A 3,825-nucleotide genomic window follows, 5' to 3' on the forward strand; every position below is an offset into this window, starting at 1 on the left:
GGGATGACAGTGTTGGAAGTGAAGGGGTTTGGCCGACAAAAGGGTCATACAGAGTTATATCGTGGCGCTGAATATATGGTGGATTTTTTACCTAAAGTGAAGATTGAGTTAGTCATTCACGATGATTTGGTTGATCAAGCAATTGATGTGATTGTGGAAACGGCTAGGACTGGCAAAATTGGTGATGGCAAAATTTTTGTGACTGAAGTCGAGCGGGTGATCCGCATTCGCACTGGCGAGGAAAATGAAGAGGCGGTGTAACGGCGTCTTGATGACCACTTAGATATTGGGTTGGTTGTTAATTGAAACTAGACAATTCGACCAATCATCTGGCCCCCCTGTACCAGTAGATGTGTTTGGTGACTAACCGCCGTGTAAGCAGTTTGATAGCGCTGCTATACATGGCTGGTTTTCTGCAATTATTTATCGATTTGCTCAAAAACGACTAAAAGATAACGCCCCAAATTTAAGCCTCACTAAATTATCCCTTATGCAAGTATGTGAACCCAACAAGAGAGTGGCCGGCCCCTGTTGGGGGGGGGAGTTTAACGTTTGGGAGTGGCTGATGAGTCGCGTAGCACGGGTTTGGGCGTAAAGACCTTGGCAAATGTGGCATCTTGTTCTTTACGTTTTGCAATCAGTAATTCCGTTGCTACTTTGGCGATATCAGCGTTAGGTTGATGCACAGTGGTCAATTTAGGCCAGGTTTGGCGTGAAAATGGACTGTCCTCGAAGCCGACAATGGAGAGATCGGTTGGAATGTCTAATCCGGCTAAACGGGCGGCAAAAAGTGCACCAGCGGCAATTTCGTCATTACAAGCCACAATCGCAGTGGGGCGATTATTGAGTTTTATCAGGGTATTGGCACCTTCTACTCCTGACTCAAAAGAATATTTTCCTTCAATTATGTAATTATCATCCGCAACCAAGTGATTTTTTGTTAATGCTTGTTTATAGCCTTGTAATCGCTCTTTGGTGGATTCATGGTGTAAATCACCACTTAAAAATGCAATTTTTTTATGGCCTAAATCAATTAGATGTTGAGTGATTGCCACTGCGCCAAACCTATCGTTGACTAAAATAGTCAGTCCAAACTGTTCGTTGGCATTTTCTCCTGCAATAATCCGCACGTAATTGGCATCAATGGCTCTGAGCGCGTTAAGCACCTTAGGATCTTCTGAAAGGGGTGGGGTGAGGACTAAGCCTGCAAGTCTTGAGTGTTTAACGAGAGTCGTCAGTTCATCACAGATGGTGGCAGACTTGGCGTTGCAAGGGTGGATAACCAGTTCATAGCCTTTATCTTTACAGGCAGACAAAATGCCGTTCTGCATATCAATAATATAGTAAGCATTGGGATTATCATAAATAAAACCAATAGCATAGGATTTAGTGCCAGCTAAATTCCTTGCGGCAAGATTCGGTTGATAGTGCAGTGCCTTTATGGCCTCGTTCACTTTGTCTACCGTGGCTTGTTTAACCGAAGATTCATTATTGGTGACCCGGGATACCGTCTTAATCGATACGCCAGCATATTTAGCTACATCATTGATGGTGACTTTCATTGGTATCAAAACTCTTAAATTAAGATAGTGAAGGCTAGCTCTGCAATGAAGCTAAATGCTTTGCTTGCACTTTACAAGCGTAGATTTTGGCCATCATTTTGGGGAATGTCGGGCTAATTTTGCGAGTATTTACCGCAGTTAGCAATGCATAAATGTTAAAAAAACACATGATTTTATCCTGAGTTTCATGCTCTATTCTAATGGTAAACTTACAACAAAGTACGCAATTGTCTGTTTTTATTGTGCAAAATATTTTGTGTCATAATTCCTTGTGTGTTTTATGACATTTTTTCGGGCTCGGCGTTATTTTGTTGTGGCAAGGCTGTTAATTATTGTGTAATGTTTGTTCTAGACATGACAGCGTTGTCATTCCATAGGGAATGGTTATGAATACTAAAACGATAATAAAGTTATGGAAGGGAAACGAGATGCGACCATCTACCTTTAAAAAAAGTGTGTTAGCGACAAATATTGCAATTCTACTCGGCAGCGCTATATCCATTAGCGCTGTTGCTGCAGAAGCCGAGGCCACTGCAGCTGCTCCAGAAAACATTGAGAAGATTGAAGTTCGTGGTATGCGTGCGTCAATGAAAGCTTCTGTTAACGATAAGCGTTTTTCTGATGCCGTCGTTGATGCTGTTACAGCAGAAGATATCGGTAAATTCCCCGACGGTGATGTCGGTGAGTCTTTAGCGCGTATTCCTGGTGTTGCGGTAAACCGTCAGTTTGGTCAAGGCCAGCAAGTGTCTATTCGCGGCGCTTCTAATCAACTGACTCGCACCTTATTAAACGGTCATACCGTTGCGTCAACGGGTTGGTTCGACCAGCAAGCTATCGATCGTAGTTTTAACTACAGTTTGTTACCGCCAGAACTTGTCGGTGGCATTTTGGTTAATAAATCCTCTCAAGCTGACATAGCTGAAGGTGGTATTGGTGGTACGGTTACAGTAAAGACGCGTAAACCACTTGATTTAGAAGCTAATTCTGTATTTTTAAGCGCTAAAGGCGATTATGGTACTGTTTCTGAAGAGATCGATCCGCAAACATCAGGCTTATACAGCTGGAAAAACGAAGATGAAAAGTTCGGTTTCTTATTGGCTGGTGCACTTGATAATACCCAATATCAACGTAATGGTATTGAAACACTGTTAGGTTGGGGTGAAATTGTCCCAACGACTTTCCAGCAGGATCGTGAACGCTCAGCTGTTAATGCTGCCTTCCAATATCGCCCAACTGATGCGCTCGAATTTGGCCTCAATGTGATGAGTCTGCAGCTTGATGCCGATAATGCCAACACTTCTATTTTCTTATTCCCAACTCAACAGGGTGAAAATAAGTGTCTTAAGAAAAATGAAGCTGGAGTGTGTACTCTGGTTGAGCACAGTGGTAAAGGTGGTTTTGCGTGGGCACAAACTTGGGCTCGTAAAGCCAGTATGTCTTCCGATACCGTAGATTTAGATTTTGCCTATCAAGCGGAAGACTATAAGTTAGAAGGCCGCATTGGTAAAACGAAGGCTGAGGGTGGTACCGATTTAACCTCAAACTATGGTCAATCTATTGGTAAACCAGGTGATTTTGCCGGTATCTATGATGCAACTGGTGATGTAATTAAAATTGATATTGCCAATAACTCTTTTGATGCCAGTGATTTTAATGGCAAGTTAGAAACAGCGGGTTGGGCGCTTAAAAAGCAACCTAACACCGATGAAGAAGCGTTTGCGACTTTTGATATTACTGTGCCAGTTGAATTTGGGGTCATTACTTCAATTAAGTCAGGCTTAAGTTATGCTGATCATGAAGTGACTCAAACCACTGAAAAAGCAATAGTCGCCAATGTTATGGCTAAGAATGCCTCTGAATACTATTCAGGCACGATTTCATCGGGTGCAGGTTTTACCTTACCCAAGCCTATTTTTGATAACATGATTCGAGACGCCTATGCAGCTATCGATGGCTTTACTTTAGATAAATCTGGTTACGGTACGCTGCAAGAGAAAAACTTAGCGTTGTACACTATGGCCACATTTGCGGGTGAAGGTGTTCGCGGTAACTTCGGCTTAAGATATATCTCTACTGATATTGAATCAGATTATTATGCGCTCAGTAATAAGGGTGTGTATGCCGATGATTTGAGCACAGATAAAGCCAGTTATAACGACGTGCTACCTAGCATGAACATTGCCTTTGATTTAGCAAGCGATGTGATATTACGTGCATCGGCAGCCCAAGTTATCTCTAGACCCAATTATGCCGATTTATTTGC

Annotated in this window: 3 protein-coding genes; 2 read left to right on the forward strand and 1 reads right to left on the reverse strand. The window is 42.5% G+C overall.

Annotated elements, in window-relative coordinates; translation table 11 throughout:
* Nucleotides 1–261, forward strand: a 261-nt coding sequence (locus tag ACRCZA_RS12600; RefSeq protein WP_438674774.1) for a P-II family nitrogen regulator, incomplete at its 5' end; no start/stop codon positions are given.
* Nucleotides 262–545: 284 nt separating this feature from the next.
* Here the strand turns inward: ACRCZA_RS12600 and ACRCZA_RS12605 are convergent.
* Nucleotides 546–1,562, reverse strand: coding sequence for a LacI family DNA-binding transcriptional regulator (locus ACRCZA_RS12605; protein WP_438674775.1), 1,017 nt, complete (start codon nucleotides 1,560–1,562; stop codon nucleotides 546–548).
* A 428-nt stretch (nucleotides 1,563–1,990) separates the two neighbouring features.
* Here ACRCZA_RS12605 and ACRCZA_RS12610 point away from each other — a divergent pair.
* Nucleotides 1,991–3,825 (forward strand): TonB-dependent receptor (locus ACRCZA_RS12610; protein WP_438674776.1); only part of this gene is annotated, 1,835 nt, incomplete at its 3' end.

It is taken from the genome of Shewanella sp. (assembly GCF_051658185.1).
Classification (GTDB): domain Bacteria; phylum Pseudomonadota; class Gammaproteobacteria; order Enterobacterales; family Shewanellaceae; genus Shewanella.

Excerpts from the sequence above, each read along its gene's own strand:
- ACRCZA_RS12605 (WP_438674775.1), bottom strand. The coding sequence starts at position 1,562 with ATGAAAGTCACCATCAATGATGTAGCTAAATATGCTGGCGTATCGATT.